The 7412-nt window shown below is 31.8% G+C and carries 6 protein-coding genes; all 6 read right to left on the bottom strand.

Features of this window, described 5'->3' with window-relative positions; translation table 11 throughout:
• Positions 1-589: 589 nt before the first annotated feature.
• Positions 590-1411, bottom strand: a complete 822-nt coding sequence (nadE, locus tag RWQ73_RS07320) for an ammonia-dependent NAD(+) synthetase (protein ID WP_314407698.1) — start codon at positions 1409-1411, stop codon at positions 590-592.
• A gap of 12 nt (positions 1412-1423) precedes the next feature.
• Positions 1424-2866 (bottom strand): nicotinate phosphoribosyltransferase, encoded by a 1443-nt coding sequence (locus tag RWQ73_RS07315; protein WP_314407696.1) that lies wholly within the window; start codon positions 2864-2866, stop codon positions 1424-1426.
• Positions 2867-3120: 254 nt separating this feature from the next.
• Complete coding sequence (locus RWQ73_RS07310) at positions 3121-3756, bottom strand: septum formation initiator family protein (RefSeq protein ID WP_314407695.1); 636 nt, start codon at positions 3754-3756, stop codon at positions 3121-3123.
• Positions 3731-4018 carry an RNA-binding S4 domain-containing protein gene (locus RWQ73_RS07305; RefSeq protein WP_314407693.1) on the bottom strand — a complete coding sequence of 96 codons (288 nt, stop codon included), beginning with the start codon at positions 4016-4018 and terminating at the stop codon, positions 3731-3733. The genes RWQ73_RS07310 and RWQ73_RS07305 overlap by 26 nt, the downstream gene beginning before the upstream one ends.
• A gap of 183 nt (positions 4019-4201) precedes the next feature.
• Positions 4202-5431 carry an aminopeptidase gene (locus RWQ73_RS07300; protein ID WP_314407692.1) on the bottom strand — a complete coding sequence of 410 codons (1230 nt, stop codon included), beginning with the start codon at positions 5429-5431 and terminating at the stop codon, positions 4202-4204.
• A 277-nt stretch (positions 5432-5708) separates the two neighbouring features.
• On the bottom strand, positions 5709-7412 hold a 1704-nt coding region (locus tag RWQ73_RS07295), incomplete at its 5' end, for an aminopeptidase P family N-terminal domain-containing protein (RefSeq protein WP_314407691.1).

Genomic DNA, 7412 nt, shown 5'->3' with positions numbered 1-7412 from the left:
TTTTGGAATTAACGTTGACTTAATTCGTTTAGTTTTCAATGTTCAAATTGTTGCGGTTAGCAACTTTTATATTTTAACATTTCCAAAATAGTTTGTCAAGTATATTTCGAAACTTTTTAAAAATATTTTTTTGTCTTCCTCGGAAGACTTTCATTATTTTATCACTTCAATAAGTTTTTGTCAATAAGTTTTTTATATTTTTTAAAAATCTTTTTAAACGGTTACTTCTTTGAAATAATTAACATTGTCTTTTTTTAAGACTTTTTAAGTTTACCATTTCTTTTTTATTTTGTCAAGAGTTTTTTATAATTTCCTAACATTTGTGAATTTGAAATGTTTTATTGTTCGTCTTCTCCTTATGAAGACTTTTACTATTCTATCATTAAGCATTAATTATGTCAAGTTCTTTTTTAAACTTTTTTATTGATAGTTAACATAGCTAACGTCTTTCAAGAAGACTTCTACTATTCTATCATCAAGCTATAATTATGTCAACATAATTTTCAAATTTTCTCTTCAATTTACTTTGTATTCATAATAGTATAAGAGGATACCACCTTATATTAGTATCCTCTTTTTTAATTTTCTTCTATATATTGTAAAAATCAAATACCGTAACCGGTAAATTTCTTTTGTGCTCTGAACGCAGATAATGTGCTTCTATCTTTTCCCTAACTTCATCGGCGACTTTTTTTCCTTCTAAATAGTCATCTATATTATCATATGTTACGCCCAACGCTACTTCATCTTCTAATGCAGGTCTATCTTCTTCTAAATCTGCAGTTGGTTTCTTCATATATAGATGTTCTGGACAATTCAACGATTTTAGCAACGCTTTCCCTTGACGTTTATTCAATCTAAATAAAGGCATAACATCTGCGCCACCATCTCCATACTTTGTAAAAAATCCAGTTATTGCTTCCGCCGCGTGATCAGTACCAACTACTATTCCTTTGTTCATAGTCGCTATTGAGTACTGAGCTTTCATTCTTTCTCGGGCTTTTTCATTACCTTTAGCAAAATCTGTAATTTCAACACCTGCTAATTTTAATGATGCCACACTCGCATCCACTGCTTCTTTTATATTCACAGTAAATACTTTATCTGGATTAATAAACTCTAATGCATCATTACAATCCGCTTCATCAAACTGCTCCCCATAAGGTAATCTTACGGCAATGAATTTATAATCTTCTTTCGTTTCAGACTTCAATTCATCAATAGCCATTTGGCATAACTTTCCACACAGCGTAGAGTCTTGTCCTCCTGATATTCCTAATACTAAGCTTTTAATGAAATCATTTTTTCTGATATAATCTTTTAAAAAGTTTATTGTTAAACGAATTTCTTCATCGACGTTTATATCAGCTTTACATCTTAATTTTTTTATTACTTCTTGTTGCAATGTCATATTTTCACCTATTTAATTCGATTTTTTCGTTACTCTTTTCAATATAGAATTTCTATTTTCCCAACATTTTGAACTTAAATCTACAGGATAAAATTCAGGATTTAATAAGCGTAAATATTCATTCCATAGCAATTCTTTATTTTCCTTAAAATATCTAGCACTTTCATGAACAGTAGGAACTTCATACACTTGCACCCCGTTTATGAATATATCTACATGCAAGTCTCGCGCCACAAAATTCTTAACTTCCTTTTCCAAATAAGTATGAGTTGGATGGAATAATTTTATACTAGCTTCAGTACTTACATCCTCATTTTCTAAGGCTATATAATCTCCTGCAGCCATTCCAGTATCTTTATTTATTATTCTATATACTCTTTTTATCCCTGGAATAGTTAGTTTCGCAGGATTTTCAGAAACCTTCAATCTATCAACCATGTTCCCATTATCATCTTCTAAACACGCTAGCTTGTACACTGCCCCCAGCGCCGGATTATCATATGCTGTAATCAATTTAGTTCCAACACCCCACGCATCGATTTTCGCTCCTTGTTGTTTTAAGTGAGTAATCGTATCTTCATCTAAGTCATTAGAAGCCACTATTTTAGCATCCGGATACCCTGCAGCATCTAACATTTTTCTGGCTTCTTTTGAAAGATATGCTATATCTCCAGAATCCAATCTAATTCCTAAAAAGTTAATTTCATCTTTTAATTCATTTGCCACTTCTATAGCTGTAGGAATCCCTGAACGTAATGTATCATAAGTATCAACTAAAAAGTAACAATCCTTATGTGCAGCCGCATATTTTTTAAATGCAATTTTCTCATCTTCATAAGCCTGAACAAATGAATGAGCATGTGTTCCACTACATGGAATATCAAATAGTTTTGCTGCTTTCACGTTACTTGTTGCATTAAATCCGCCTATAATAGAAGCACGAGTCCCCCATATTGCCGCATCAAATTCATGAGCACGACGAGTACCGAATTCCATACAAACTTCATTCGGACATAAATGTTTAATTCTAGCTGCTTTTGTAGCTATTAAAATTTGATAATTTACCACATTCAAAATTGCAGTTTCCATTATTTGAGCTTGTATAAGAGGCGCTTCGATTCTTAATAAAGGCTCATTTCCAAAAACAATTTCACCCTCTTTAACAGACCTTATATTACCAGTGAATTTCATATCACTTAAATATTTTAGATAGTCTTCTTCATATCCTAATTGACGTAAAAAGTCTATATCAGACTCAGTAAATTTAAATGAATTTACATAATCAATGATTTTAGCTAGTCCAGCGAATACAGCATAACCTCCACCAAAAGGGATTTTTCTAAAATAAACATCAAAATACGACTTTCTTTCATGTATTCCATCCTTAAAGTAAGCATATCCCATATTTATTTGGTAAAGATCCGTATGCAGTGCATCACCTAGATATTTATTCATAATTTCCTCCGAGTTATATCTACGATAAATTTATTACTTATATATTAACATTTTACCATCTTTTTAACAAATATTTATACTTAAATTTAACGTTAAAAATTATAATTCATAGAACACAAATCTATGAAAGCATTGATAAATCAGCTATTCAATGAATTAACCACCAAAAGTATTTTTTATAATACCTTTATTGCAACACCACTTAAAAAAATTGTCGATTAAAAGTTAACATATAAAAAAGAAGCAACCTAGAACTACCCTCTGTTACTTCTTTGATTATTAGTGTTTGAATTTGTATTATCAGTTACTCTTTGAGTTTTATTATCATCTTGCTTATTGTCTTCATCTTTTTCTGAAGTATTATCACTAGTTTTTTTATCGCTAGCTTTTTTATCTGTCGATGCATCTTTAGTTTTATCAGATTCTTTTTTAGAAGTTGATTTTTTATTATCTTTTTTCGCCAATTCAGGTATCTTACTATCGTCAATTCTACCATTATTATCATCTGATTTCTCTAATTTACCTTCCATAATTGACTTTATGGTAGTTTGAAGAAAATTCTCTTGTAATGGTATATTGAAAATCAATTCTCCCTGATAGCTCAGTCCATATTCTTGTCTTACTAAATCAGTGATAAAATACGGATCCCTAAGCTTATCTATAACTAGTTCATTAACTTTGTTTTCCTTATCCAAATTCTCAATCATTTGATTTTGTTCTGCCAATTGTGCATTAATTTGCTTTTTATCTCGAATATATAAAAATGTTTGCAACAATGTGATAGTTAATGCGAAAGTCATAATTGCCAAGATAATAAATTTACGACGTTTTCTATATTTTGCTTTTGCCTTTAAAACGTCTTTTTTAAATTGACTGTTCTGTTCTCTCATTTTCTACTTCTCTTATTTTTTCCGATAAAATCTTGAACATTTTTGTTGCATCTTCTTTTTTCGTGCTATCTTTAAGCTCTAAAACTTCATATACTACTTCTTTTTTTGCAAAATAAATAGTAATTTTATCTCCTACTTTTAGAGCACTTGATGGTTTTGCTTTCTTTCCATTAATCTCAATATGCCCTTCAGATGATACTTCATTCGCAACTGTTCTTCTTTTTATAATTCTTGAAACTTTTAAAAATTTATCCAAACGCATTTAATCACCTCTAAATGTTAGTACAATCTATTATCACATATTTATTTATTTTTCGCAAATAATAGCCATGTATTTTTAAAAAATACCCTTCGAAACATAAGAAAACTGGAAGTGATACGGAAAAATAGATTTCTTCTAAATCAAGATTTTCGAATCACTCCCATATTAACTTAAAAATTATCTTTAAGCCCAATTACCATCTTTAAAAATTGCTACTTCTTTTCCATCGACTGTATATCCAGTAATATTAGTCGTCGCTTCTCCAATCATAAAATCAACATGAACTAGACTATCATTAGCCCCAACTTCAGCTAATTGTTCATCACTCATCTCCGGTCCACCTTTTACACATGTTGGATAGGCCTTTCCAAGAGCAATATGGCATGCTGCATTTTCATCAAATAGTGTTTCTAAGAATAAAATTTTCGTATTAGAAATTGGTGAGTCAAATGGAACTAATGCCATTTCCCCGATCTTTCTAGATCCTTCATCAGTATCTAGCAGATTTTTTAGAACATCATACCCGCGCTCTGCACCAAAATCTATCACCTTACCATTTTCAAATTTTAGCCAGAAGTTATCTATTAACACCCCACTATAATTTAAAGGCTTAGCATTATAAACTATACCATTAGTTTCATCTTTGTGAGGCATTGTGAAAACTTCCTCGGTTGGAATATTAGCTACAAAACGACCTGCTTTTTTCGCATAACTACCTGCACTTTGCCATATGTGATCTTTTGGTAAACCAACATATAAATCAGTTCCTAGATCATTCGTAATATGAAGTTTTACTAGCTCATTTTCATGTAAAAATTTAGCTTTTTCATCTAATACTTTTATATGTTCTTCCCACTCAGCTACAGGATCATCTCCAGTAGAACGGCAAGCACTTAGTATATGGTTCCATAGTTTTAAATATGCTTCTTCATCACTTAATTCAGGGAATAATCTTTTCGCCCAACCTACTGTAGAAGCACTAACTACACACCATGGACATTCATCACTCATTATTGATTTCATATAATTACGCATCGCTTTTGAGCGACCCACCATTGATGCTTTTAATTTTGCACTATCAACACCTGCTAAACCATCTGGATCATCTCCAATTATAGATAAGAACGCTGCACCTTCATCTAACTCTGCTTGATATTGATCAATATACCATTGTCCTACCGTACTTAGATTTTCTTCTGTTTGATAATTCAAATTTAATTTCGTAAGTTCTTGATCACGCCACTCTACAGTTACTCTTTTCGCTCCTAATTCATAACACGCTTCTACAACTTTCACTACAAATTCTCGTGTTTCTGTACTCGCACGAACTAGTACCGGTTGATCTTTTTGCACATTTAATCCTACTTTAGCTATAAGCTGTGCATATTTTTTTAATTGTGTATTTAAATGCATATGATTCTCCTCAATTTTTTCATTAGTCTACGACATAAAAAATTATCAGCTCACTTAATTAAATCGTATACCTTTTATTATATCACTTTTTTAAAAAGATTATTAGTAAAAGGAGCGACTCAAAAATCATGATTTCAAAAAATCGATTTTGCCGAGTCACTCCCGCAAAGTTTATTAGATATCCAAAAAGCTTTTATTAAGAAATTTAGACATCTATAAAACACCGCATCAAACCTTTTTAAGAATTAGAACTTTTGGGAAACTACTTCACTATAAATTATACTTCTCTAGTAGCTTGTTTTAACCACTCTAGTTCTTCACCCTCAAAGTGTGGTGCTAATACTTCAAAAACTTTTTTATGGTAGTTATTTAACTCATATTTATCTTCATTTGTAAGAAGAGATACATCTATCGCTTCTAAATCCCAAGGAACAAAAGTCATAACTTCAAATTCCATAAATTGACCATATTCATTTTTCACAGTATTTCTAATTATAAGTTCATTTTCTAGACGAATACCATGTGATCCTGAAATATATAATCCTGGTTCATTAGTCATTGTCATACCATCTTTAAATGGTTCAGCAGCACGGTAAATTCCCCAGTGAATACCTTGAGGACCTTCATGAATGTTACCTAAATATCCAACTCCATGCCCTGTTCCGTGATTAAAGTTTTCATAATTATACATTAACGGAGCACGAGCAAATAAGTCGACATTTGCACCAGACATTCCTTCTAAGAATTTCAATCTTGATAGACGCAAATGACATTGAAGAACTCTAGTATAGTCACGTTTCAACCTGTCGCTAACTTCACCCATAGCTGTAGTACGAGTGATGTCAGTTGATCCTTCCTCATAATGTGCACCTGTATCAGTTAAGAAAAACGTTCCTGTGCGTAATGGAATAGACGTTTCTTTTGAAGAAGAATAGTGGATAATCGCACCATTTTCGGCATGACCACAAATAGGTGCAAAACTTGGACATATAAAGCCACCTTGTTCTTTTCTAAATTCTACTAACTTATCAGATGCAGAAAGCTCATCTTCTTGCTCGCTTATGCCTTGTTTAACTAATTGTTTTAACCAATAAATAAATTTAGTATGAGCAATACCATCTTTTACATGAGCGTGAAGCGTATGTTTAAGCTCGACTTCATTTTTAATTGCTTTCATAAGAATTGTAGGATTTCTACGTTCCACAAGCGTTATATCTTTCGGAATATTATTAAATACAGCGTAGTTAAGGCATCCTGGATCAACTAAAACTACATCATTCCCAGAGAATTTTTTCACATCTGCGTACACATCGTTATAAGGTTTAATAGTTACATTATTTTCCTCTAGATGTTTTTTTATTTCATCAGATAACTTTCTTTCATCAACATATAAGTCTACTTTATCTTCATAAATAACAGCATAACTTAATAGTAATGGGAAGAAATCCACATCCATACCACGAATATTTAACAACCAACCAATATCATCAAGAGTCGTAATAACATGAATGTTAGCTCCTACCTCATGCATTTCTTTACGCACTCTTTCTAGTTTACTAGCAACAGATTCCCCTGCTCTTTCTAAATTTAAATAAAACGCAGGTGCTTCAGATAGAGATGGACGATCTGTCCAAATCTCATCTACTAAATCCACTTCATATTTTATCGTAGCATTTTTACGTTTTAATCTAGTTGCTAAATCTTTTCCTTCACCAAAAGTTACAACACGTCCATCAAAACCTAGAACTCCATTTTCTGGCGTATTCTCTACAATAAACTCCGCAATAGTCGGAACTCCCGGTTCTCTCATTTTTTGTAATTCAATTCCTGAACCTTCCAATTGCAAAGCACCTTGCAAGAAGTATCTACCATCAGTCCATAAACCAGCAAAATCTTTAGTAACAACTAAAGTTCCTGCAGAACCTGTAAATCCACTCATAAACGCACGAGCTTTAAAATGTTCTCCTACATATTCACTATT

The sequence above is a fragment of the uncultured Gemella sp. genome (assembly GCF_963525875.1).
Taxonomy (GTDB): domain Bacteria; phylum Bacillota; class Bacilli; order Staphylococcales; family Gemellaceae; genus Gemella.
Note: the sequence above shows the minus strand (reverse complement) of the source record. Positions and strands in the feature narration are given on the sequence as shown.